Origin of the sequence: Capillimicrobium parvum (genome assembly GCF_021172045.1) — a bacterium.
In the GTDB taxonomy this organism is placed as follows: Bacteria; Actinomycetota; Thermoleophilia; order Solirubrobacterales; family Solirubrobacteraceae; genus Capillimicrobium; species Capillimicrobium parvum.
The window spans coordinates 5,078,519-5,103,248 of sequence record NZ_CP087164.1; the positions used below are offsets into that span (position 1 = coordinate 5,078,519).

Annotated in this window: 9 protein-coding genes and 1 tRNA gene; 6 read left to right on the forward strand and 4 right to left on the reverse strand. The window is 68.4% G+C overall.

The features are described from left to right. The first annotated feature begins 485 nt into the window (after positions 1-485). The 5 genes from DSM104329_RS24805 (at position 486) to DSM104329_RS24825 (ending at position 18,360) form a co-directional block, all read left to right on the forward strand. On the forward strand, positions 486-5,693 hold the full coding sequence (locus tag DSM104329_RS24805) for a DEAD/DEAH box helicase (protein WP_259312541.1): 5,208 nt from the start codon (positions 486-488) through the stop codon (positions 5,691-5,693). Beyond that, positions 5,693-8,548: a DEAD/DEAH box helicase gene (locus tag DSM104329_RS24810; protein WP_259312542.1), complete on the forward strand. Its 2,856-nt coding sequence runs from the start codon at positions 5,693-5,695 to the stop codon at positions 8,546-8,548. The genes DSM104329_RS24805 and DSM104329_RS24810 overlap by 1 nt, the downstream gene beginning before the upstream one ends. Continuing rightward, on the forward strand, positions 8,548-12,432 hold the full coding sequence (locus DSM104329_RS24815) for an Eco57I restriction-modification methylase domain-containing protein (protein ID WP_259312543.1): 3,885 nt from the start codon (positions 8,548-8,550) through the stop codon (positions 12,430-12,432). The genes DSM104329_RS24810 and DSM104329_RS24815 overlap by 1 nt, the downstream gene beginning before the upstream one ends. Further along, the gene (locus DSM104329_RS24820; RefSeq protein WP_259312544.1) at positions 12,429-14,609 is read left to right on the forward strand and encodes a UvrD-helicase domain-containing protein; all 2,181 of its coding nucleotides are present in this window, start codon (positions 12,429-12,431) and stop codon (positions 14,607-14,609) included. Before DSM104329_RS24815 ends, DSM104329_RS24820 begins: the two co-directional genes overlap by 4 nt. A 76-nt stretch (positions 14,610-14,685) precedes the next feature. Next, positions 14,686-18,360, forward strand: a complete 3,675-nt coding sequence (locus DSM104329_RS24825) for an ATP-dependent DNA helicase (RefSeq protein ID WP_259312545.1) — start codon at positions 14,686-14,688, stop codon at positions 18,358-18,360. A gap of 172 nt (positions 18,361-18,532) precedes the next feature. On the opposite strand, the gene DSM104329_RS24830 is transcribed toward DSM104329_RS24825, so the two are convergent. From DSM104329_RS24830 to DSM104329_RS24840, 3 genes are all read right to left on the reverse strand, one after another. Then, positions 18,533-18,697 (reverse strand): hypothetical protein, encoded by a 165-nt coding sequence (locus DSM104329_RS24830; protein ID WP_259312546.1) that lies wholly within the window; start codon positions 18,695-18,697, stop codon positions 18,533-18,535. Positions 18,698-19,048: 351 nt separating this feature from the next. Then, positions 19,049-19,121: transfer RNA gene (locus DSM104329_RS24835), tRNA-Thr, on the reverse strand. 51 nt (positions 19,122-19,172) lie between these two features. Beyond that, positions 19,173-20,060 carry a LysR family transcriptional regulator gene (locus tag DSM104329_RS24840; protein ID WP_259312547.1) on the reverse strand — a complete coding sequence of 296 codons (888 nt, stop codon included), beginning with the start codon at positions 20,058-20,060 and terminating at the stop codon, positions 19,173-19,175. A 120-nt stretch (positions 20,061-20,180) separates the two neighbouring features. On the opposite strand from DSM104329_RS24840, the gene DSM104329_RS24845 reads away from it, so the two are divergent. Continuing rightward, positions 20,181-20,681, forward strand: coding sequence for a cupin domain-containing protein (locus DSM104329_RS24845; protein ID WP_259312548.1), 501 nt, complete (start codon positions 20,181-20,183; stop codon positions 20,679-20,681). Between the two features lie 21 nt (positions 20,682-20,702). Here the strand turns inward: DSM104329_RS24845 and DSM104329_RS24850 are convergent, their stop codons facing one another. After that, positions 20,703-24,710: a M36 family metallopeptidase gene (locus DSM104329_RS24850; RefSeq protein WP_259312549.1), complete on the reverse strand. Its 4,008-nt coding sequence runs from the start codon at positions 24,708-24,710 to the stop codon at positions 20,703-20,705. Between the last annotated feature and the right edge of the window lie 20 nt (positions 24,711-24,730).

The window sequence follows — 24,730 nt, forward strand, 5'->3', positions numbered from 1 at the left end:
GACCATCTCGGCGAGCTGCAGGCGCTTTGTAGACGAGCGCGCACGCCCGCGAGCGGTTGATCCCGTGACGGGCCGCGATCTCGTCGAAGGTGTGGCCGCTGGCGTGCTCCATCAGCATCTGGCGGCGGCGCGGATGCAACCGCTCCACCTGGTCCAGGACGTTGGCAAGCGCCTCACGGTCGCTGGCGACGTCGCGCGGGTCGGGTACCCGGGCGTCCAGGTCGCCGTCGACGTCGCGGTCCTCGCAGCGGTCGGCGCGGTCCAGTCGCCACGCCTCGCGCTTGGCCACCGTCCATCCAGGCGAACCCGGTCTCCCGGCGCGGCTGGTGGCGCAGCAGCTGCATCCAGGCGAACGAGCAGACATCGTCGATGTAGCCGGCACGAGGAAGATATCCGTCTCGCGCACTGTCTTCGGTGCATTGTCAGACCAGATTGAGTTGCGCCGACACCCGAAGTGGGCCAGGATGCCCGCCGATAGAGGTCCCTTGGACGTTTTCGCACTCAGAGATCAGCTCGTCGCCGACTACGGTCGCTATGCCGAGAGCTTCTTCGCCATCCGCGACGACCGCATTCGCGAGCACGTGGAGGCCGAGGTCCAGCGCGGGGCCCTCTGGCCGGAACCTCCGCTCCAGCTGAATCCAGCGTTCGAGGAGGGCGGCCTCGTCGACGAACTCGTGGCGGAGGGCGTCCTGCACGAGCAGTGCGGCGGCATCTTTCGCGTCGGTAAGACCGGGAGGACCGGAGGCCGGGGTCTGCGCTTCCACCGCCATCAGGCCGAGGCCATTCGGGTTGCGCGTGACGGGCACACCTACGTCCTGACCACGGGCACCGGCTCCGGCAAGTCGCTGGCGTACATCGTGCCGATCGTCGACCGCGTGCTGAGATTGGGACCGCGAGACGGGCGACTGAAGGCGATCGTCGTCTATCCGATGAACGCGCTGGCCAACAGCCAGGAAGGCGAGCTCCAGAAGTTCCTTTGCGAAGGGTTTCCGGGTGGCCGCGGCCCGGTCTCGTTCCGGCGTTACACGGGACAGGAGTCCGACGACGAGCGGCAGGCGATCCGCGCCAACCCGCCGGACATCCTCCTGACCAACTACGTGATGCTGGAGTACATCCTCACCAGGCCGGATGACCGGCCGCTGGTGGATGCCGCCGAGGGCCTCGCGTTCCTTGCGCTGGACGAGCTGCACACCTACCGCGGTCGTCAGGGCGCGGACGTGGCTCTGCTGGTTCGCCGCCTGCGCGAAGCCTGCCGCGCTCCGGACCTCCAGATCGTCGGCACATCGGCAACGCTCGCCGGCCCCGGAACCTACGCCGAGCAGCGCACGGAGGTCGCGAAGGTCGCTTCCCGGCTCCTCGGGACCACCGTCGACCCAGCGCACGTCATCGGCGAAACCCTGAGCGCGGCGACCGCGCCGGCCAACCTCACAGAACAGGCGTTTCGCAGGGAACTGACTGCCCGCATCGGACAGGAGCCGCCCAACGACTTCGACAGCTTCGTCGCCGATCCCGTTGCCCGATGGATCGAGCGCACGGTCGGCGTGCGCCCGAGCGACGACGACGGCCGCCTCGTGCGTTGTCCACCGCGACCCCTCAAGGGGCCGGATAGCGCCTCCGCGATGCTGGCCGAAGTAACCGGGGCCCCCGAGGACGCCTGCGAGGAGACCATCCGTCGCACCCTCATGGCCGCCGTCGCGATCGACGGTCCGAGCGACCTGCCGACCTTCGCATTCCGTCTGCATCAGTTCTTCAGCGGAGGCGCAAGTGTGGCGGCCTCGCTTGAGGCGGAAGACGCGCGTGCCATCTCGATGAGTGGCCAGCAGTACGTCCCCGGGGCGGGCCGCGAGGCGCTCCTCCTGCCGCTCGTCTTCTGCCGCGAGTGCGGGCAGGAGTACTACAGCGTGCGCGAGGGCTTCAGCGGTGAGGATCGTGCGTACGAGGGACGTGAACTCAACGACGCCGCGTTCGGTCCGGGAGAGCGCAACGGCTTCCTCTATTTCTCCACGGAGAATCCCTGGCCGGCGGAGCTCGCCGACCAGCTGGATCGCCTTCCGCCCGACTGGCTGGAGGTCGGTACTCGACGTGTGAAGTCGAGCCAGCGCAAGAACCTCCCGAGCGAGGTGACCGTCGATCGGCTCGGCCGGCGCTCGACGAACGGACTCACCGGCGTATTCGTTGGCGCTCCGCTGCGCTTTTGCCTGAACTGTGGCGTCGCCTACGGTCCCCGGACGGGCGACTTCGTCAAGTTGGCCACGCTCGGTGCGGGTGGGCGGAGCACCTCGACGACGATTCTCGGCGTTTCAGCGGTCCGCCATCTGCGCGAGAAGTCAGGTCTCCCCAGCGAGCAGCAGAAGCTCCTCAGTTTCAGCGACAACCGCCAGGACGCCTCGCTGCAGGCCGGCCACTTCAATGACTTCGTCCAGGTCGGCCTCGTGCGTTCGGCGCTCTACCGCGCCGCAGTGAAGGCGGGCGAGGACGGCCTCGACTACTTGACCGTCGCGCAGCGCACGTTCGAAGAGCTCGGGCTCGACCCGTCCGAGTACGCGTCCAATCCCGGTCTCAAGGGCGGCGCGAAGCTCGCCACCGACAAGGCGATGCGAGATGTGCTCGCCTACCGCCTCTACACAGACCAACAGCGGTGGCGCATCACGTCGCCCAACCTCGAACAGGCCGGCCTGATCGTGATGCGTTACGCGCATCTGGAGGACTGCGCTGCAGACGAGGACGAGTGGACGAAGGACCTTCCCGCGTGGTTCTCGGATGACGTCGATGAGCGCGAGGCGCATCCAGCGCTCGCGAGCGCAGAGCCGGCACACCGGCTCCGCGCCGCCAGGGTGCTCTTGGACTATCTGCGCCGCGAGCTCGCCATCAAGGCCGACCCGCTCGATCGCGAACTCCAAGAGCAGCTGAAGGCGGCCTCCAACCAGCACCTCCAGATCCGGTGGGCGTTCGATGAACAGGAGCGCCCGACGTTCTCCAGTGTCGCCTATCCGCGGCCCCGAAGCGGCCTCGGCGAGGACCGAACCGCGGTGTTCATGTCGCCGCGCGGGTCCTTCGGCCGCTTCCTCCGGCGCCCGGGCGTCTTCCCGCTGCTCCAGCACCCGATGACGCTCGACGACACGGCACGAGTCATCGCCGGGCTGCTCGAAGCACTCGCGGTCTACGGCCTCGTCGAGCGCGTCGCCGAACCGACAGGTGAAGACGGCGTTCCCGCCTACCAGGTGTCGGCGGCAGCGCTGCGGTGGAACGCCGGTGACGGCACCACGCCCTTCCATGACGAGCTTCGCAAGCCGGCGCAGTCAAAGGAGGGTGGGAAGACGAACCCCTTCTTCGTGGACCTGTACCGCAACATGGTCGCGACGGAGGGGCGGGGCATCGAGGCGCGCGAGCACACCGCTCAGGTGCCAGCGGGGCTCCGTGAAAAGCGCGAGGACGACTTCCGCTCCGGAGAGCTCCCGGTCCTCTTCTGTTCGCCGACGATGGAGCTCGGCGTCGACATCGCGTCGCTGAACGTCGTCAATCTGCGCAACGTCCCGCCGACACCGGCGAACTACGCCCAGCGGTCCGGTCGCGCCGGCCGTAGCGGACAGCCGGCACTCGTGTACACGTTCTGTTCGAGCTGGAACAGTCACGACCAGTTCTTCTTCCGCCGGCCCGAGCTCATGGTCTCCGGGCAGGTCGCGCCGCCGTCACTCGACCTCGCGAACGAGGACCTCATCCGTGCGCACGTGCACGCGATCTGGCTCGGCGAGACGGACCTGAAGCTCAAGAAGTCCCTCTCGGACCTGCTGGATGTCGACGGCAGTCCGCCGTCGCTCGAACTTCGTGACGAGGTCCGCGACAAGATCTCGAACCCGGCAGCGCGCGACCGCGCCCGCCAGCGCGCGAAAGCCGTGCTCGAAGGGCTCTCGGACGAGCTGTCGGACGCCGACTGGTTCCACGTGCGCTGGCTCGACGGCGTACTCGGTCTCGTCGAGCCGAACTTCGACCAGGCCTGCGACCGCTGGCGCGAGCTCTACCGTGCCGCGCTCGCATCGCTCGATGCCCAGAACGCCGTCCTGAAGGACGCGTCCTCGACCTTCAAATCCAAGACGGAGGCGAAGCGACGTATCGCCGAGGCGGTCTCTCAGCTCGATCTCCTGCGCGCCGACACCGGGCCGAGCTTTCAGTCGGACTTCTACAGCTACCGCTACCTCGCTAGCGAGGGATTCCTTCCGGGCTACAACTTCCCGCGGCTCCCGCTCTCGGCCTACATCCCCGGGCGCCGCCTCAAGGGGACCGACGACGAGTTCCTGTCGCGGCCGCGCTTCCTCGCGATCACCGAGTTCGGCCCTCGGAGCATCATTTACCACGAGGGCGCTCGCTACGAGGTCCACCAGGTGATCCTCCCGCCGGCCGGCGAAGAGGGAGTGCCGTTCGCCCGCGCCAAGCTGTGCGACCTGTGTGGGTACCTGCACGAGATCGAGGACGGCGGCGGACCGGACGTCTGCGAACGCTGCGGACACGAGCTCTCGCTCGCGCTCACCGAACTCCTGCGTCTGCAGAACGTGCAGACGCGCCGCCGCGACCGGATCTCCTCCGACGAGGAAGAACGGCAACGCCAGGGCTACGAGGTCCGCACAGGCGTCCGGTTCGACCCGACGTCGGGACACCGCGAGGGGCAGGTGCTCGACGTCGACGGCAATCCGCTCGCCCGCATCGAATATGGAGCGGCCGCAACCTTGTGGCGCGTCAACCTCGGTTGGGCAAGGCGCGCCGAGAAGGAGGTTCACGGCTTCGGTCTGAACCTCAAGAACGGACGGTGGGAGAGCAATAGCCAGGCACCGCTGCCCGATTCCGACGACCCCAACAAGGACGCCGCCGATCTCAAGCGGGTCATCCCGTTCGTCGAGGATCGCCGCAACTGTCTCGTAATCGAGCCGCAGGAGCCGCTGGAGCTCGAAGTCGTGGCGTCCCTGCAGGCGGCACTCAAGCGCGGGATTCAGGCTGTCTTCCAGCTCGAAGACCAGGAGCTCGCGGTCGAGCCTCTCCCCGACGCGAAGACGAGGCGCCTCGTGCTGTTCTTCGAGTCCGCCGAGGGCGGCGCCGGAGTGCTGCGCCGTCTTCTCGACCCCGGCCGGCTTGCGGAGGTCGCGCGCGCCGCGCTGGACATCTGCCACTTCGACCCCGACTCCGGTGTGGATCGCGGCCGTGCGAGCGGTGCCAGCGAACCGTGCGAGGCGGCCTGCTACGACTGCCTGCTCAGCTACGGGAATCAGCGCGACCATCGGTTCCTCGACCGCCAGCGTGTGGTCGATGTGCTTCGCGCTCTGGCAGCCGCCGAGGTACAGGCTGACGCGCCTCCGCCCCCGAGCAACGGGCATCTTGAGGGGCTCCGGCGGCTGTCGCAGTCGTCGCTTGAGCAGGCATTCCTCGACCTGCTCGTCGCTCAGGGCCGCAAGCTCCCGTCTCACGCCCAGCGACTCGTGGCGCGGGCACAGGCCCGTCCGGATTTCACCTACGAGGATGAGATGGTCGTGGTGTTCGTCGACGGACCACTCCACGACTCCGACCACATCGCCGCCAAGGATGCGACGGCCCGGGAGAACCTCGCTGACCTCGGATACACGGTGCTCGCCTTCCGCTACGACGAGCAGGACGGATGGGGCACGATCCTCGACGCCAACCCGAGCACCTTCGGGCGCAAGAACTGATGAGCGTTGACACCACTTCCGCGTTTCAGGTCGGCTCGCTCGTCCGGGCCCGCGGACGCGAATGGGTCGTCCTGCCCGAGTCCGAAGACGACCTGCTGATCCTCCGGCCGCTCGGCGCCACCGACGAGGAGATCGCCGGGATCCTCCCGGCCCTGGAGACCATCGAGCCGGCCAGCTTCCCGCCACCAGACCCCGAGGTCGTCGGGGACGCCCGCAGCGCTCGGATGCTCCGCGATGCCCTGAAGCTCGGCTTCCGCTCCTCGTCGGGACCGTTTCGCAGCTTTGGCCGCCTCGCCGTCGAGCCTCGCCCCTACCAACTGGTGCCACTCCTGATGGCGCTCAAGCAGGACCCGGTCCGCCTGCTCATCGCCGACGACGTCGGCATCGGCAAGACCATCGAAGCGGCCCTGATCGCCCGCGAACTCCTCGATCGCGGTGACGTCCAGCGGCTCTGCGTCCTGTGCCCGCCCCATCTCGCCGAGCAATGGCAGCAGGAACTCCGGTCGAAGTTCCACCTGTCACCCGAGCTTGTGCTGCCCTCGACGGCGAGGCGGCTGGAGCGAGGGCTCAAGCTCAACGAGTCCCTGTTTGAGGCGTACCCGCAGGTGATCGTCTCGACCGACTACATCAAGAGCGACCGCCACCGCGAGGACTTCGTCCGCGCCTGTCCAGAGCTTGTGATCGTCGACGAGGCGCACACGTTCGCATTCGGTGCGCGCAGCGCAGGCCGCCACCAGCGCCATGAGCTCCTACGGCGCCTCGCTGCGGACCCCGACCGGCACCTCGTGCTCGTGACCGCGACGCCCCACAGCGGCAAGGAGGATGCCTTTCGCTCGCTGCTCGGCATCCTCGACGAGGAACTTGGCCAGCTGCCAGAGGACCTCTCGGGGGCCGAGCGTGAGGCCGATCGACGCAAGGTCGCCGATCATCTGGTCCAACGGCGCCGCGCTGACATCCGCGAGTACCTCGTCGACACGCCGTTCCCCGACCGACTCTCGCGAGACCACACCTACGAACTCACCCCCGAGTTCAAGAGGCTCTTCGACGACGCCCTTCACTGGGCGCGCGAGGCGATCCAGGACGAGTCCGGCGACAAACGCCGCCAGCGCGTGCGCTGGTGGTCCGCGCTCGCGCTGCTGCGAGCCATCGGGTCTAGCCCGGCCGCGGCGGCCGCCACACTGCGCAACCGCGCCGACAACATTGCCGCGGCCACCGTGGAGGAGGCCGATGAGCTAGGGCGCCGCTCCGTACTGGACGAATCAGGCGACGAGGACGCTGAGAGCCTCGACACGACGCCGGGCGTGCTTGCCGCCGGCGAGCCCGACGAAGCCGGAGACGTCGGCGAGCGCCTGCACCCCGATCGTCGCCGACTGCTCGATCTGGCCCGCGCCGCCGAGGCACTGCAAGCCGATCGGGACCCCAAGCTGGCCGAGGCCACGAAGCTCGTCAAGAAGCTCGTCGCGGACGGCTTCGCACCGATCATCTTCTGCCGGTTTATCGACACCGCCGAGTACTTGGCCGAGCACCTTCGTCCGGCGCTGGGGCGCAACGTCGAAGTCATGGCCGTCACCGGCCGTCTGGCACCCGCGGAACGCGAGCAGCGCATCGAGAAACTCAGCCAGCACGAGAAGCGGGTCCTCGTGGCAACCGACTGCCTGAGCGAAGGCATCAACTTGCAGGACCCGTTCGACGCGGTCGTGCACTACGACCTCGCCTGGAACCCCACGCGCCACGAGCAGCGAGAAGGCCGCGTTGACCGCTATGGCCAGACCGCGCCCGAAGTCCGGGTCATCACGTTCTACGGCTCCAACAGTCCTGTCGACGGAGCGGTCATCAAGGTGCTGCTTGAGAAGCATCGAACGATCCGCGACAGCCTTGGTATCTCGGTTCCCGTTCCGGTCGACTCGGCGAAGGTGGGGGAGGCCATCCTCGAAGACCTCATCCTGCGCGGTCGCGACGACGAGTCGATCTTTGAGCAGCTCACGCTGATCGACACCGTCGCCGAGGAGCGCCGGCGCGAGTTTCACGAGGACTGGGATTCGGCCATGGAACGCGAGCGCCGCTCCCGGACCATGTTCGCCCAGCGCACGATCAAGGTCGACGAGGTGCAGCGCGAGCTCGAAGCGGTGCAGACCGCGATCGGGTCGGGCGTCGAGGTGCAGCGGTTCGTCACTGACGCCATCCGCGCCAACGGCGGCATCGTCGTCGAGCACGCGGGGGGCCGGCTGGAGGCGCAGCTCGACGAGGTACCTCGTGGACTGCGTGACATGATCGGCTCCGCAGCCGTAAAGGACCGTTTCGAGATCGCTCGGTCCGGAGCTCTGCTGCTGGACCGGACCCATCCGATCGTCGACGCGATCGCCGCTCACACGCTGGACACTGCGCTCGACCCTCATGTCCCCGGCATCGCCGCGCGCTGCGGTGTGATGCGAACGGACGCAGTTGAGCGCCGGACCACGCTGCTGCTTCTGCGGCTCCGCATCCACCTCTCGACGAAGTCGCGAACCGGCACGCGCGAGCTCCTGGCGGAGGACAGCCGAGTACTCGCCTACACGGGCTCCCCGGACGCACCGCAGTGGTTGGACGACGCTGCTGCTGACGGGCTCCTGCTCGCGAAGCCAACTACGAATGTCCCGCCCGACCAGCAGCGCCAGTTCGCGGCCAACGCGGTCGCGGCGCTCAGTGGGCTCCAGCCAGAGCTCAACCGCATTGCCGAAGAGCAGGCGGCGGAGACCCTCGCCACACATCGCCGCGTCCGCGACAGCGCCAGGGCGCTCGGGACCCCGAGTGCGAGGGCACAGACGCCGGTGGACGTGCTCGGCCTCTACGTCTTCGTCCCCGAGGCGCGTGACTGATGCGGCTCCGTTCGAAGGACCTCTTTCAGACGATTCGGACCGAGGGTGGTCTGCTGCCGGCGGATCTGCTGCAGCGCGTCGCCGACGGCGACTCTCAGCTCGACGGTCTCGGCACGTCGACGTATCACCTCGCACCCAACGAGCGCCTCAACGAACGCATCACGGGTTCGTGGAACCGGCTGCGCGGCGCATGGAGCGCGTTCAGCGCCGAGCGGGAAAAGCTCGCGGACTCGGAGACCGGCGCGCGCATCACCCGCGAGCACTGGCAGCACGTCCTGTTCGACGAACTCGGCTACGGCCGACTCGTCCAAGAGCGCGGTGTCCAGGTTGAAGACAAGCTCTATCCGGTCTTCTCGCACTGGCACCACAGCCCGATCCACCTCGTCGGCTGCAACACGCCGCTGGATCGCCGCTCGGCCGGGGTTCAAGGGGCTGCGACGCAGAGCCCGCACAGCCTCATTCAGGAACTCCTCAATCGCTCAGAATCGCGCCTCTGGGGCTTCGTCACGAACGGGCTCCTGCTCCGCGTGCTGCGCGACAATGTGACGCTCACGCGGCAGGCGTACGTCGAGTTCGACCTCGAAGCGATGTTCGACAGCGAGGCCTACGCGGACTTCGCCGTGCTTTGGCTCGTCTGCCATCAATCCCGCGTCGAGGCCGACCCACCAACGGACTGCTGGCTGGAGCGATGGACGCAAGCGGCCGCGCATGACGGCACGCGCGCCCTCGAAACCCTCCGCGATGGTGTCGAGAACGCGATCCAAGCCCTCGGCAGCGGCTTTCTCGCGCGCGCCGACAACGCGGCTCTCCGGAGCGCCCTGCGCGACGGACAGCTGAGCCCAGAGGACTACTACCGGGCTCTCCTGCGACTTGTGTATCGCTTGCTGTTCCTCTTCGTCGCCGAGGATCGTCAGGTGCTGCTGGTCGGCGACGACAGCCAAGCACGCGCGCGCTACGACGCTCATTACTCAACGGCCCGTCTGCGCCGGCTGGCGGGACGTCGGCGGGGCGGCCTTCATCCGGACCTGTATGAGCAGCTCAAGCTCGTAATGGGTTACTTGCACGAGGACGGCTGCAAAGCACTGGGCCTGCCCGCGCTCGGCAGCTCACTGTGGGATCCGACCTCCGTGGGGCCGCTCGCCGAGGCCCGCCTTTCGAACGAGTACCTGCTTGACGCGCTGCGCGAACTGGCGTACGTCGAGGAGGGGCAGGTGCTGCGTGCGGTGGACTTCCGCAATCTCGGGCCGGAGGAGCTCGGCTCGGTGTACGAGTCGCTTCTCGATCTCCAAGCTGAGTTCGATGTCGGCAGCGGAGCCTTCGCTCTACTAGCTGCTCCCGGCAGCGAGCGCCAGACCACTGACGCGCACTACACGCCGCAGGGACTCATCGCGCTCCTGCTCGACTCGACCCTTGACCCTGTGCTCGATGCCGCTGAGCAAAGCGACGACCCCGAGACGGCGCTTCTGCAACTCAAAGTCTGCGACCCCGCCTGCGGATCGGGCCATTTCCTGATTGCCGCTGCTCACCGCATCTCAAAACGCCTGGCGGCCGCACGGGCCGGCGAATCTGAACCCAGCCCCTCACTCCTTCGCGAGGCGCTGCGAGACGTCATCTCGCGCTGCGTCTACGGCGTCGACGTCAACCCAATGGCGATCGAGCTGTGCAAGGTCTCGCTGTGGTTGGAGGCGATGGTCCCAGGAAGACCGCTGACCTTCCTCGACGCCCACCTGCGAGCCGGCAACAGCCTCCTCGGGACGACGCCGGGTCTTGTCGACGACGGAGTCCCCGACTCTGCTTACAAGGCGCTCCTGGGTGACGACAAGGACGTGACGAAGTCCATCAGGACGCAGAACGCCGCGGAGCGCAGGGGTCAGCTGACGATGGCAGATGCTGTCTCGGCCCAGATCGAGGAGCTCGCAGACGCTGCGATGGCTCTCGACAGTGTGGCCGATGCGTCGCTGCATGAGGTACGTGAGCACGAACAGGTGTTTCGCCGCTTGGAGGCTTCGGACGTTGCACAGCAACTGCGGTCTTCGGCCGATGGCTGGACATGCGCGTTCCTCGCACCGAAGGACCAGGGCTCACAGCGAGTCACGACCGGAATGGTACGTCGTCTCGGGGCCGGCGTTGCGACCGCAGACGAGCACTCAGCGGTACAGGATGTGGCGTCCGCGTTCCGACCCTTCCACTGGGCGGTCGAGTTCCCGAGCGTATTCGTCGCCAATGGCGGGTTCGACGCCATCGTCGGGAACCCGCCATGGGGTCGAGTCAAGCTCCAAGATAAGCGCTTCTTCGCAGTGCCCGCCCCGGAGATCGCCGCAGCCGCGAACAAGTCAAAGCGCGAGAAGCTGATAACGGAGCTATCCGAGACTGACCCGGAGCTCCTCAGTAGATACCGCAAAGAGCTTCGCCGGTACGAAGCGTTGAGCCACTTCTTCCACCGCAGCGGCGTGTACCCGCTCACAGGGGTCGGGGACGTCAACACTTACGCCCTCTTCGCAGAGCTAGCTAGCTCAATTGTCCGCGAGGGTGGTCGGTTTGGAATGGTGCTCCAGGGCGGCATCGTGACCGACGACACGACGAAAGCGTTCTTCTCGCACCTCGTCGATGCGCAACGGCTCGCGTCGGTGTACGGATTCGAGAACGAGGAGAAGCTCTTTCCCGCGGTCCACAATCAGACGAAGTTCTGCGTGCTGTCTGCCGCCTCGCGTGGCGAAGGGCCGGAGGAGTTCGAGTTGTCGTTCTTCAATCGGCAACCCGCGACAGCGCGCGACCCCGATCGTCTCTTCCGGTTGACTGCCGAAGATGTCGCCGCGATCAACCCCAACACGCGCACCTGTCCCGTCTTCCGGTCCGCCAAGGACGCTGAGGTGATTCGCGCACTTCATCGCCGCTTTCCGATCCTCGTCACCGACGGGCCCCCCGAGCGCAACCCGTGGGGCGTGAGGTTTCAATCGATGTTCCACATGGCGAATGACTCAGGGCTCTTTCGTACCGAGGATGACCTCGACGAGTTGGGCGCTCACCGGGACGGCGAGGTCTGGACGCGCGACGAGCAGCGGTTTGTCCCGTTGTTGGAGGGCAAGATGGCCTGGCTTTGGAATCCGCGCTTCGGAACGTACGAAGGGCAGACGCAAGCTCAGGCCAATAAGGGCGTCCTTCCGCCTTCTACGGTCGAGCAACTGACGGATCCTGACTACGTCAACCGTCCGCGCTACTGGGTTGAAGAACGCCTTGTTCGCGCCGCATGGAAAGGCGAGAGCGACTGGGCGCTCGCATGGCGGGATCTCGGTCCATCGGAAAGGACGTTCATCGTCTCAGCCGTGCCGGTATGGGGCGCGGGCCACACGTTTCCGCTCATGCACATTCCGGCAGCACATTCCGGGCTGGCCCCGTGCCTCCTCGCGGCGCTGTCCTCTCTGGTGGTGGATTACGCCGCGCGGGGTCGGACTGCGACGGGCCGGATGGTGATGTTTGTGGTGAAGCACTTCCCGGTCCCGGAACCGCAGGAATTCGCACAGACTGCTCCCTGGGACAGGTCCCTGACGCTGCGCGAATGGGTGAACCCTCGCGCCCTGGAGCTCATCTTTACGACTGGAGTGCTGAGGCCTCTGGCGCGCGACGCAGGGCACCAGGGGCAGCCGTTTGGGTGGGATGTAAGGCGCCGCCGCCACCTCCAAGCCGAGCTTGACGCCGCGTTCTTCCTTCTCGCCGGGTTGTCGCGAGAGCAGACCGAGCATGTGCTCGCGTCCTTCCGCGTGCTTGGCGAGAACGAGGAAAAGCTGCACGACGAATTCCTCACCCGGCGCCTGGTCTTGGAGAGCTACGACGCGCTCGCGTCGGCGTCGGCGACGTCTCGACCGCCTGAGCCGGCAGCAGCTTGAGCGTCCTCTTGGCCAAGCGGGCGCTGCCTCGCTCGCTCGATGAGCCGCCTGCCTCGGTCGTCGAGGCGTTGGCGCAGCTACCTCTCGGGTTCGGGCAGCAGTCGCTGGAGGCACCGGCCGTCTCGCTGAACCTCAAAAAGCTGGAGAAGCCGACAGGTGCCTGGCGCCTGCGTGTCGGCGATTGGCGGGCCGTCTTCTTCCCGTCGGGAGAGGACTTCCTCGTCGCCGCCATTGGGCCGCGGAAGGACATCTACGAACGGCTCGATCGGATGCGCCTCGCCCGCAAGGGCGGGGGCGTCACGGTCATCGAGTCCGCGGCTCCGCTCGTCGCCGACGAGGGCGCCCGGGCGCGCGCGGCGCGGACCGAGCGTGCAAAGGCCCCCAAGCCGAGCGGCCAGAACAACTTCAGCCCGTTCGAGGATCGAATGCTGCTTGCCATCGAGGGCGTCGACGACGACGTCCTTGCGTTCCTGCGGTCACTGCCCCAGAGCGTGGACGTCGCCGAGGTGCTCGCGGAGCGACTGGGCGACGTGGACTTGGCCTTCCTGCTCGCTGATCTGTGGGAGCGACCGCAGCATCATTTCGACACCTTCGCTGCCGGTCGGGTGCCGTCTGTGGCGGAACTGGAGATCGAGGAACAGGAGCTCCAGAGCCGGCTCGCCGCGGCGGCTACAGAGACCGAAGTCGTGGCGACGACCACAGCCGGTCAGATCCGCAAGCTCCTCGACCGCTCGATCGAGGACTGGATGGTCTATCTCCACCCTTCTCAGCGGGGCATCGCGAACGCAACGTTCACAGGGCCAGCGCGGGTGCGAGGCGGTCCGGGTACCGGTAAGACCGTCGTTGCCTTGCATCGGGCGCGCGTGCTCGCGCGCCGCCGCGTCCAAGACCCCGACCGGGTGTTGCTCACCACGTTCCTCAGGACACTTCCGAAAGTGTGGGGCTCGCTGATGGAGCTTCTCGACCCGGAAGCGCTGCGGCGGCTGGACATCCGGAATGTCGACATGCTCGCTCGAAGCATCGTCGCCTCGGCGCATTCGCAGGTCGACATCCTCGATGACAGCCGGCGCCGAAGGATCGTCGCGCCACTCATCAAGCGTCACGGGCTCGCCCACCGAATCGGCGAGAACGAGCAGCTGCTGCTCGACGAGTTCGACGCCTTCCTGGCAGGGCGCGGCATCGACGAACTCGACCCGTACTTCGCGCTTCGGCGACGGGGTGGCGGGAGCCCGCTCGGTCGTGCGGACCGGGAGAAGGTCTTCGCGGCCTACGAGGAGTACCGCGCACGGCTCGCCAAGGACGGTTCGTTTGACTGGGCGCACCTGCGGGCGGAGGCACTGCGGCTAGCAGAGGCGGGCGCCGGCCCGAGATTCGACGGTGTCATCATCGACGAGGCGCAGGACCTGAGCGCTGTCGGCATGCGCCTGCTGCTCGCCCTGGACAAGAGTGACAACCACCGCCATTTCCTCATCGTGGGCGACGGGCAGCAGTCGATCTACCCGGGCGGATTCTCGCTTCGGGAACTCGGCATCGACATCGTCGGCCGTTCTCGCGTGCTGACGGCGAACTGGCGCAACACGTGGTCGGTGTGGACGGCTGCCAAGGCGGTGATTGAGGGCCAGGAGTTCGATGACCTCGATGAGGACGTCGGGCTCCGACCGACGGGCGAAGAGCCAGAGCCGCTGAAGGTCGGAGAGCCCGCTGAGCTCCACGTTCTCCGGAACCCGGGCGAGGAGCTGGAGCTCCTCGGTGCGCTGGTGGCCGAACGACTCGACTCTGGCGTCGACCCCGGCGACGTCGCGGTGCTTGTCGACGTGAACCGAAAGGCCGACGAGGCACTACGCGCGCTCGACCGCGCCGGCATCGCGGGGCACCCGCTCGATCGCTACGAAGGCGAGCATGCGGAGGGCGTGCTGGTCGGCACCTTCAACCGCGCGAAGGGTTTGGAGTTCAAGGAAGTCTTCATCCCGGGAATGGCGGTATCCGAATGGCCCTCCCGCTGGTTCGTGCCGCCAGGGCTCGACAACGAGCAGCGGATGGAGCGCATCGCGCTGCAGCTGCGCACGCTCTTCGTCGGCATGAGCCGCGCGCGTGATCGGCTCGTGCTCCTAGCGGGTGGTCCTCCCCACGAATGGCTCGATGCTGCTGCCTGGGCTATGGACGTCCGGGAGTACTGACTCCCGGACACGCTGGATCACGGTGTATTGTCAGACCCCAGGTCCGGTCGGCCACTGTGCGAGAAGTGAGGAGTTCATGCGACATCTAACGCTTCGAGTTGCGTGGCATGACCGGGCGTGGGACGGCCACGTATGTACGCGGCCGAAGGAGAATGCGTTCTGCCTCGCGCTCGACCGTATTCACCTCTCCCGTGACGACGAGTACGAGGAAGGCGTCGCGAGTACTTCGTTCGCGGATCTGCCGGCGGCGGACCTCCCGCCGTGCCGCGCCGAGTCCGGCGCGTTCATGAGCCCAGGGGCATGGACCCGAATCATCGACCACCCGTATCGAGAGATCGAGAAGGCTGCGGCCACCCACGGGCATCTGCGGCCAACGCCCGTCACGGTCCCCGGGTACTCGACTTTCGCCATCCCCTTCGCGTGGATGCACCGGCGTGCGCAAGACGAGATCGCGGAAGGCACCCCGCAGCGGCTGCCTGAAGACCAGGAACCACCGTTCCCATCGGCCTGGGTGTTCGGGCGGCGTCGCCAGCAGGCGCTCCTCGACATGTTCTTCGAGCAGGTCGAGGCAGACCGCTCGCTGGTCTTCCTGTACACGAAGGAGGGTCAGCCGATCTCGGACTCGATCAATCGGCTGGTCGTCGGCGTCGGGCGGGTCACCAAGGTCGCTTCGCCGTTCGAGTACGAAAGTGTCGGCAGCACGGCCTTGCCTCCGGTCTGGGAACGTCTCATCCATCACTCGATCAGGCCTGACGGGACCGACGGCTTCCTGCTGCCCTACCACGCGTACCTGGAGCCCACGGGCGATGCCGACGAGGATGAGCGTCGTCGGATGCTGCTGCGCGAGATCGCGGTCACGCCTGAACCGGCGCACATCCGGACGTTCTCGTACTTCTCCGAGCACGCCAGCGCCGACGTCGCGCTCTCCACGCTGGTGCGCTGCCTCGACGCCGTTCGCAAGATCCGTCAGCACGGCATCGCCGAGGGACCATGGGACGCTCGCGAGGAATGGGTCAACGCGCAGATCGCGCAGACGTGGGTCGAACGCGGCGCCTTTCCTGGGCTCGGCTCGGCACTCGAAGCGCTCGGCCTGCGCTTGGGCACCGCTCTCGCCCTGGAGCTGATCAGCTCCGGAGCGATTGCATCGGACAGCGATCCCTGGCCGGAGGTCGCGGACTTGCTGGAGGGGCGGGCCGATCCGCCGAACAAGGCCTACGCGGCTGATCTCGAAGCCGTGCGCGGCACCTGGGCGAAGCTCACCCCGCAACGGCGGACGCTGCTGGAGTTGCTGTCGCGCTTCGCGCTCGCACCCGACCAGGCGCGGCGCTGGTTTGATGCGAAGCGGCGGTCTGCCGCGACCGGCGGCGTGGCCCTTACCGACCAAGAGATCCTCGCCAACCCCTATCGGATCGCCGAATGTGACCTCGGTGACGTAACGGTGCCAGCCGTTTCGCTCGGGGTCGTCGATCGCGGCCTGCTCCCCGATGACACGGTCGCGGCGAAGTGCCCTGTGCCTGAGCCCTCGCACGTGGGCTCGTCGGGTGACCGCCGCCGGGTCAGAGCGGCGGTCGTTGCCACGCTTCGTCGTGCGGCGGACGAGGGCGACAGCCTGCTGAGCGCCGTCGAGGTCCTGACGCGGATCGACCGCTTGGACCTCGCGCGCGCATGCGTCGTCCCGCTCGACTGGTTCGCTGGCAACGAGGACTTCCTGACGGGCACGGTGCGGCAGCTTGAGGTGGAGATGCCTGCAAGTGCCGGCTCCGCGACAACGGCCGTGCCATCTCTCCAGCTTGAGATCTATGCCGACACGGAGCAGCGTCTGGCAAACCGCCTGCTGAAGCGCGCTGCCAAGCCTGTCGTCTCATCTGGTGCTCAATGGCGCGACTTGCTCATCGAGGCGATCACCGCGTCGGGCGCCGTGGTCGATCCCGACGAGCCGCGCCACGCAGAGGCGTTGGAGGAGCAACAGGCGGCGCTCGAACGCATCACGACTCGGAGACTGGGCGTTCTGGTGGGCCGGGCCGGGACGGGCAAGACATCCGTGCTCGGGGCGCTCGTTCGCTGCCTGGCGATCGCACAGGACGGCGTGCTGCTGCTCGCCCCGACGGGCAAGGCGCGGGTCCGCCTGCAGCGAAGCACCGGTCGGGAAGCAAGAACGATCGCGCAATTCCTCTACCAGCTCGGCCGCTACGACGGCGCCCGGCAGCGCGCCCTGTTCCAGGGGGACGCGAAGCACCGCAAGGAGAAGACGGTGGTCATCGACGAGTGCTCGATGCTCACGATGGACGACCTCTTCGCCGTCATGGAGGCTCTGGACCTCGGGCACGTCGAGCGCCTCATTTTGGTGGGCGATCCGAATCAGCTTCCACCCATCGGCGTGGGGCGGCCGTTCGCCGACCTCATCGGCGTCCTTGACGAGCCGGCCAACGATTCCGAACGGGCAGGCGCCGAAGCCCTGGCTCGCCTGACGGTGGAGGTCCGCACCGCGCTCGGCGGACCGTCCGACGCGCTACGGCTGGCAGCCTGGTACACGAACGAGCCACAGCCCAAGGACGCTGACCGCGTACTCAGCGACCTCGATCTCGGCGAAACCTTCAACGACCTTGAGATCGCGACGTGGCGCACTCCGGAGGAGCTACGTCTGCGGATCGTCGAGCAGCTCCAGACCCATCTCGGACTCACGTCCGGCAACGACATCGCGGCCTTCGACAAGGCGCTCGGCCTCACACAGGAGGGCTGGGTGCCGTTCGAGGACCACGACGGTGTGGAGCACTTCCAGGTTCTGTCACCCGTGCGGATGCACGCACACGGGGTGCACGACCTCAATCGCTGGTTCCAACGGCGCTTCCGTCCGCGCAGCAACCACACGCACACCCTCGGGGACGAGCAGATCGGCCGCAAGGACAAGGTCATCCAGCTGCGCAACCAGAAGCGCAAGGGCTGGAGCGCGCAGACCGGCGAGCAGGAGGTCTACCTTGCCAACGGCGAGATCGGGACGCTCGCCCGCATCAAGAACGGCTGGTTCGACGTCGCCTTCGCGGGTCGGGCGCCATTGCGGTTCGGCTACCGCGGGGGCTCGTTCGGCGAGGACGGCGGCCCGCTTGAGCTGGCCTACGCGCTGACGGTGCACAAGGCGCAGGGCAGCGACTTCGGAATCGTGTTCTTCGTGCTGCCGCAGACGCGCCTGCTGTCGCGCGAGCTGCTCTACACGGGGCTGACACGCGCCAAGGAGAAGCTGGTGCTGCTCGTCGAGGGAGACGATGCCAGCACGCTGTTCGAATGGACGCAGCCCGAGCGGTCCGAGACAGCTCGGCGCAACACGAACCTGTTCCGCGGCGTCGTCCGCGAGGACGCCGAACAGACGCCGTATGCCGAGCACCTGATCCACCGTCTGGCGGACGGCCGGATGGTCCGCAGCAAGTCTGAGCTCGCGATCGCCATCGAGCTTCAACGCCTCGGGTTGTGGGGTCAGTGCGAGTACGAGCGGGTGCTGGAGGGCACTGCGCGTCCGGGCCGGTTGCGACCGGACTTCACCTTCATCGATGCCGCGGGGGACCCGCTCGTCTGGGAGCACCTCGGGATGCTGTCGAAGCGCAGCTATCAGCAGTCCTGGGAGTGGAAGCTCCAGTGGTACGCCGACAATGGGTTCGAGCTCGGCAAGAACCTCTTCACGACGCAGGACGATGCCTCTGGCGGCCTTGACCAGCCGGCCATCACGGAGGTCGCCGAACGCATCGCCCGTGAGCTCTGATGCCGGCGTACGGCTTCATTCAAGAAGCCGCTGAGAAGCGACTTCCACGAACGCGGCGCGGCCGAGCCTAGGTCTCCGAGACCGGTGCCGTGTCCCGTTGCCGAGGTAGCTCGACTACGACGGCGTCAATGCACAGCACCACCAGCGGCAGTCCGATCGCGCTGGCGAGCGCCTACTCCTCGACCAGGGTCTGCAGGCGCTCGTTGAGAGCCCCGGTCGGGACCAGATCGTCGAACGCCCGCTCGGAATGGTGGACCTGCGCGAGTGGCCGTTCGCCGTCGCGGTCGCGCGGCGGCTCGGGAAGCACGACATCGCGGGCGACGCCCGCGCCCGCCACCACCGGCGAGCAGCGCGCAGATCGTGCGCCACCGCGACGTGGTTCCTCGCAGCGTCCTCCTCGAGGATCTCCTGCGCGGCTCGTCCGGAGCGCCAGCTCGTCGCCCTCGCGATACGCCCGGAACGTTGCCTTGAGTTCGCGGCCAGCGCACGGCGAGCGTACCTGGCGCCTCGGCCGATGGCCCAGCGCGGCGCTCGGTCCGTTGGCGACGCCAGCAGGGGCGATCGCACGCCTCCGCGACGAGCCCGGCAGGTACCGGCCAACACGTCTGTTGGCGAAAATGTTGGCCGATGCCCGATACGGTCGCCCGGCCTTGCGCCTCAACCGCCCCATTTCCAGGGACTTCTTCCAAGCCGACACCCGGACTCGAACCGGGGACCCCTTCATTACGAGTGAAGTGCTCTACCAGCTGAGCTATGTCGGCACCCGACCAGCGCCGTGGCGCCGGTCTCGGCCATTGTAGGCGCCCCGGCGATCAGACGACCGAGCGGACGGCCTCGGCGAAGGCGGCGATGGTGGGGCGGTCGTCGTCGGCTCGGTGGACGAGGGCGACGGTCGCCGGTGGGAGGCCGGGGACCCGGCGGACCACGACGTCGCTGAAGGGCAAGGTCGTGGCGACGGACTCGGGGATCGCGGCGATCGCCTGGCCGGCACGGACGGCGGCGAACATGTCCTCGAAGCCGGTGATCCAGGCTCCGACGCCCATGGGCTCGCCGTTGCGGAACTCCGTCAGGTTCCAGAAGGCGTTGGACACCGGGTCGCCGCCCCGGACCTCGACGAACGGGCAGCGGGCGACCGCGTGGACGTCGAGGTCGGCCTCCGGGAGCGGAGCCAGCGGGTGGGTCTCGGCGAGGACCAGGACGCGGCCGTCCTCGAACAGCGGCTCGACGACCAGGCCGTCCTCGACGAAGGGCAGCCAGACGATCGCGAGGTCGGACTCGCCGGAGCGGACGCCGCCAGTGGGGTCGTCGAAGGCGATGCTCCGGACCGAGACCGTCACCCCGGGGCGCCGCTCGGCGAACGCGCGCAGGACGCGCGGTGTTGCGTCCAGCGCCGACGTCGCCATCAGGCCGACGACCAGCTCGCCGGTCTCGCCGGCCGCGGCCGCGCGCGCGGCGGCGACGGCGGCGTCCGCGGAGGCCAACACAGCCGGCGCGGCGTCGAGCAGCGCGGCACCCGCCGGCGTCAGCGCGACCCGGCGCGTCGTGCGCTCGAGCAGTCGCACCCCGATCCGCTCCTCGAGCTGACGGACGTGAGCCGACAGAGCCGGCTGGGCGAGATGCAGGCGCGAAGCGGCCCGCGTGAAGTTCAGCTCCTCGGCAACCGCGACGAAGGACCGCAGGTGGCGGAGCTCGACATCCATCGCGATCCATTCTAAATCGCGACGGACATCCCTATTTCCCTTCGGCATGCGGCGCGCCTACCTTCCCGCTCACGGACCGGTCCGCACCGTCCAACCCAACAAGGCGAGAGGACCACTGCCATGACAACCACGACCGCCACGACCGCACCCGACCGCCGTACCGAGATCCACGCCGGCAGCCACTTCACGTGGCACGCCACGTCCGACGACACCGGCGGCCGCCTCAGCGTCGCCGAGGTGACCATCCCCGCCGGCGGCGAGCCCCCGTTGCACATCCACGCCCGCGAGGACGAGATGATCTACGTCCTGGAAGGCCGGATGACGTTCCAGCGCGGCATGGAGCGCATCGACGTGACGGCCGGCGAGTCGATCGTCCTCCCTCGCGGGATCCAGCACGGCTTCGCCGTCCGCGACAGCCCCACGGCCCGCGCGCTCATCCTCTTGACCCCGGGCACCATGGAGCAGGCGTTCCACGACACGGCCACGCCGGCGAGCGACGCCACGCCCTCAGCCGGACCGCCGAGCCCCGAGGAGGCCGAGCACCTCATGGCCGTCTTCGCCCGGCACGGCGTCGAGTTCACCGGCCCGCCGCTGCCCGCCCTGCTCGCGCGGCAGGGCTGAAGGCAGCGACATCCCGGGGGCCTACCGGCGCAGCGACGCCGGCGTCGTGAACGACCGGTCGGCCCCCACCGAGGTCCCGACGGAGTTCGTCGCGATCACCCGGAAGTGGTACGTCGTGTTCGGGGCCAATCCGGTCACGGCGGCGGACCGCGCGACACCCGTCGTGCCCGACCCGCCGTCGGTCAGCGTCGTCTTCAGCCCGTAGGAGGTCGTCGTCCCGTACTGGAACCGGTACTGCGTCGCGAGCCCGTTCGCGTTCACCGTCCCCTTCAACGTCGCCCCTGTCGCCGTGATCGCCGAAGCCGGGTCTGTCGTCACGATCGGTGCCGGCGGCCCGGTCGTGAACGTCCGGTCCGCCCCGACCGACGTCCCGGCCGACGAGATCCCGATGATCCGGTAGTGGTACACGGTGCTCGGCTGCAGCCCGGTGATCGCCGCCGACTCCGCAACGGCGGCCGTGCCCGACCCCGCGCTCAGCGATGCCGTGCTGGTCCCGTAGCTCGTCGTCAGCCCGTACTGGAACCGCCACGTCGTCGCCAGCCCGTTCGGGTTCACGCTCCCGTTCAGCGTCGCGCCGCGCGAGAGCAGAGCCGAGGCCGGGTGGGTGAGCACCGTCGGCGGAGCCAGCTTCGTCGTGAACGTCCGGTCAGCGCCCACGGAGGTCCCCGCCGAGCTGATCGCGATGATCCGGAAGTGGTACGTCTTGTTGGCCTGCAGACCGCTCAGGACCGCGTTCTCCGCCACGGCCGCGGTCCCGGAGCCGGCGCTCAGCGACGGGGTGCTGGTCCCGTAGCTCGTCGTCAGCCCGTACTGGAACCGATACGTGGTCGCCAGCCCGTTCGGGTTGACCGTACCGTTGAGCTTCGCGCCGTTGAACGTGATCGACGACGCCGGGTTCGTCACGACGGTGGGCAGCGCCGCCTTCGTCGTGAACGTCTTGTCGACGCCCACCGACGTGCCCTTGCTGTTCTGGCCGATGATCCGGTAGTGGTAGACGGTGCTCGGCTGCAGCCCGGTGACCGCCGCCGACTTGGCGACCGGCGAGTCCCCGGTGCCCGCGCTGAGCGCCGGCGTGTTCGAGCCGTAGCTCGTCGTCTTGCCGTACTGGAAGCGCCACGTCGTGTCGAGCTGGTTCGGGTCGACCGTGCCGTTCAGCGTCGCGCCGTTCGACGAGATCGATCCCGCCGCGCCGGTCACGACCGTGGGCGCGGCGCCCCCGGGCGGCGGCGGCGTCGAGCACGTCCGCGCGCCCGGCATCGTCAGCGCCCACGAGGTCAGCGTGCCCGTGTCCAGCGACGCGAGATCGGCGACGTTCAGCGTCCACGTCCCCGCGCTCGCGGCACCGTCGAAGGCCGACAGCGGCGCCTCCGGCCGGAACGACCCGGTGAACGGGGCCGTGCCGGCACTGATCGCCGTCGCCGCCTCGTCATCGAACACGGTGTTCGTGAAGTTGTCCCCGCTGCTTCCGCGGCCGTTGACGAGCGTGACGACCGTCCCGCCGGGGTTCTTCAGCGTCATCTTCAGGTCGCCGTCGAACGTGTGCGTGACGTTGACCTTGGCATTGACGTCGGAGACCGGCCCGACGTTCGGGAACGAGAGAGTCGAGTTGACCCCGGCCGCATTGTTGTCGGGGATCGCGACCCCCGGGTTCACCGTCACCGTCTGCGGCGACCCCGCCACGCCGGTGGGGACCGACAGCGGGATCGTCACATTGCCCTGCGAGGTCGTCACGGCGACGTTCAGCGCGACCGAGTTCCCGCACGTGAACGACGCCGGGATCGTCACCTGGAACGCCGACGCCGACGCCTGCGTCCCGCCGTTCGCGCCCACCGTCGGCCACGTCGACGAGTTCTGCGGCACCGTCACGCCTGACGAGCTCGTGCTCAGCACGCCCGCCGCGTTGCTCACGGCGAACGGGTTGACGTTGCGCACGGTCTCGACGATCCGCACGGTCTCGCCCGGCTCGGCCGCCCCGTCCCCGTCCCCGCCCGGGGCCGGATCGGTCAGCGTCATCGACTCGTGCTTGAGCAGCGCCGGCACGTCGAACGCCTCGGTCGCGGTCGTCGCGTTCGCGCTCGCGGTCGCCGCGCTGAAGCCCATGCCGCGGTTGGCGAACACCTGCCAGATCTGCTGGTAGTGCGTCCCGCCGGTCGCCTGGTCGGCCTGGATGATCCCGTTGCGGGCATCCAGGAACGACGGGTTGTTCGGCGACAGGCGCATCCCGCTCGTCACGAGCCCCTCGGCGACGGACGAGCCGAGCGCCTTGCGCAGGTCCCACAGCGTCTGCGCCCAGATCTCGCCGTCGTCGTGGACCTCGAAGCCGGGGCCGACGTGACCCATGTCGCCGAGCGTGTAGCCGCCCGGCCCCGAGCCCGCGGTCCCCGGACACGCCGGGCCGGTCGAGCCGACCGGGCAGTCCAGCGGCTCGCGCCGGATGCCGCCGTCGACGACGTACTCGCCGATCTTCAGCTCGCCGTTGGCGTTCGTGTCGCTGACCAGCCCCTGCGCGACGAGGAAGTCCAGCGCGTACCAGTCGCTCCAGCCCTCGCCCATCGCGCTCGGCTGGTTCGCGCTGATGCCCGCCCCCGTGCCGACCGTCCGGTTCGACAGGCCGTGCGTGTACTCGTGGTAGACGATCTCGGCGGAGTCGCTGCCGTTCAGCGACGGATCGGTGAACAGGAACATCTGCATCCGCGGCGGGCTGCCATCCGGCGGCGTGCCGAAGTTCGCGTTGTTGAAGCCCGCGGCGTCGTCGGACTCGGCGTTGACCGGGTCGCCGCCGAGCCCCGGGCCGCCGCCATCGGCGTCCGTGAACTCGAAGTTGCGGGCCGCATGCGTGAAGCCGATAGGCGCCGCCTTCAGGTGGTCGTGGAAGGTGTTGACGTAGTAGAAGAGCTGCGTCGTCGCCTGCGCGCGGTTGGTCGTGCGCGTCGACAACGAGTTGGAGTCCCACGTGCACGCCGGGATGCCGCCCAGCAGCGGGCAGGCCTGCCCGGCCACGTTGAACTTCGTCAGCGGATAGACCCAGTCGGTGCCGCTGCTCGGCCCCACCTCATCGGCGGCCGTCGGCGTGTTGTCCGCACCGAAGTCCGAGTAGGCGTGGGTGTTGTTGCCCTGCAGGATCGTGAAGCCGCTGGACCGGTTCAGCCACGTCGCGTCCGCGTTCAGATCGACGGTGTGCGCCGTCCCGCCCGCCGCGGCGCCCGGATGGTTGTCGAAGACGCTCGCGTTGGAGACGAAGTCCGTCAGCGAGTGGCGCGCCAGCACCTCGCCGCTCGCCGCATCCACGACGACCTCGTACATGTACGAGCTCTTGTCGGTGACGAGCACCTTCCAGGCCAGTTGCGTCGCCTTGCCGCTGTTGAACAGCACGAGGCTCGCGCGGTCGCCGCTGGAGAACTCGGTCGCCCGGTCCGGGCCCGACGGACCGCTCGAGCTCGGCGACAGCGACGCGGCGCCGCCCACGTCGCGCCCCGCGACGCCCAGCGCCTCGCCCGCGCTGACCGAGGGCGTCGTCGTGTCCGCCTTCAGGTCGCCGACCGCGGCGCCGGAGACGTTGATGAGCTGTCCGTCCTTGGCGACGTTCGTGTAGAGGTCGTTGTCGTAGGCCGGGATGCCGCCGGACGTCTGGACGTACGCCGTGTGCGTCACGCCATCGTCGGACGTGTACTGGCTGGTGAGCTTCAGCGAGTCGAGGTCGCCGGCGTCGAGCCCGAACACCCCGGGATGCCCGGCGACGTAGTCGAGCCCGATGCGCGCCGGGTCGGCGCCGCTCGGGTCCGTCAGGAACCCGTCCGTGCGCCCGACGAAGCGCGCGCCGCCGGTCTGCGGATCGCTCGAGACGACCGCCTGCTCGCCGAGCGAGTCGGCCAGCGAGGCACGGGCCTCCTTGACGGCACCCGGCACCGACGCGTCGCGCGAGTCGACGTCCGGCAGCGGCCCGCCGCCCGCGGGCGCGGTCACGGCGAATGCTCCGGACGGCAGCGCCAACATCACAGCCAGCCCGATCAACAACCCAACCCGCTTCATGTGGTCCTCCCTGCCTGCCG

Coding starts and splice junctions, on each gene's coding strand:
- DSM104329_RS24815 (WP_259312543.1), top strand. CDS start 8,548: ATGCGGCTCCGTTCGAAGGACCTCTTTCAGACGATTCGGACCGAGGGT.
- DSM104329_RS24850 (WP_259312549.1), bottom strand. CDS start 24,710: ATGAAGCGGGTTGGGTTGTTGATCGGGCTGGCTGTGATGTTGGCGCTG.
- DSM104329_RS24845 (WP_259312548.1), top strand. CDS start 20,181: ATGACAACCACGACCGCCACGACCGCACCCGACCGCCGTACCGAGATC.
- DSM104329_RS24810 (WP_259312542.1), top strand. CDS start 5,693: ATGAGCGTTGACACCACTTCCGCGTTTCAGGTCGGCTCGCTCGTCCGG.
- DSM104329_RS24825 (WP_259312545.1), top strand. CDS start 14,686: ATGCGACATCTAACGCTTCGAGTTGCGTGGCATGACCGGGCGTGGGAC.
- DSM104329_RS24840 (WP_259312547.1), bottom strand. CDS start 20,060: ATGGATGTCGAGCTCCGCCACCTGCGGTCCTTCGTCGCGGTTGCCGAG.